The sequence below is a fragment of the Lysinibacillus sp. BSL11 genome, assembly GCF_052928325.1.
Window position 1 is genome coordinate 1 of record NZ_JAVGCX010000045.1, and the last position, 1149, is coordinate 1149.

Here is a 1149-nt window from a genome sequence, read left to right on the forward strand (position 1 = left end):
CTTTCCGCGGGCGGGGTCGAGCTGCTTCCCTCGCTTCGCTCAGTCCAGGATCTCGACTTTCCCGCTTTTCCCGCAGGAGTCGCCACCCTTCGTTCCAATCAACTTCTACATAAAGAATTCCTTATTCATCTATTGATAAAAAGTACACTTTCGAGGTGATTAACCATGATGACGAAACATCAAATCAATGAACGTGAACAATTAGAAATGTTAACGATTGATCAATTAGTTCCCCAAGATCATTTAGTACGAAAACTAGAGGCGGCTATTGATTTTTCATTTATCTATCCTTTAGTAGAAAACCTCTACTCTGCTAAAGGACGCCCTAGTATTGATCCTGTTGTTCTCTTTAAAATGACGTTTATTCAGTACGTTTTTGGTATCCGGTCCATGCGTCAAACCATCAAAGAAATTGAAACCAATATGGCGTATCGTTGGTTTTTAGGATTTGGCTTCCATACAGAAGTTCCGCATTTCTCTACCTTTGGTAAAAATTATGTCCGTCGCTTTCAAGACACCGATATATTTGAGCAGATATTTTATCGTATATTAAAAGAGATTATGCATCAAGGACTCCTCCATGCAGACCATTTATTTATCGATTCTACGCATGTGAAAGCGAGTGCGAACAAACGAAAGTATGATAAAAAAGTTGTGCGAAAAGAAACACGGGCTTATGAAGAGAAACTTCAATTAGAGTTAAATATTGATCGTGAGGAACACGGAAAAAAGCCCTTTTCCCCGGAGAAATTTGAAAAAGAAGAATGGAAAGAAATAAAGGAAAGCACGACAGATCCTGAAAGTGGATATTACGTGAAGGATGAACGTACAAAACAGTTTGCTTATTCTTTTCATGCAGCGACAGATGAAAAGGGCTTTGTCTTGGGTGCCATTGTGACTCCGGGAAATGTGCACGATAGTCATGTATTACAGCCACTTGTGGAAAGAGTCATTGAAAACGTTCAAAAACCATTAGCTGTTGCGGCTGATGCAGCCTATAAAACACCCGCAATTACAAACTTTTTATTAGAGAATCAAATGTTGCCTGTTCTTCCTTATACACGTCCTAAAACGAGAGATGGATTCTTCCGAAAGCATGAGTATATATATGATGAGCACTATAATTGTTATCTTTGTCCACAAGGACAG

At 39.3% G+C, this 1149-nt stretch carries 1 protein-coding gene; it reads left to right on the forward strand.

What is annotated here, in order from left to right:
* Positions 1-165 precede the first annotated feature (165 nt).
* A partial coding sequence (locus RCJ95_RS23745) for an IS1182 family transposase (RefSeq protein WP_446722830.1) occupies positions 166-1149 on the forward strand: 984 nt, incomplete at its 3' end.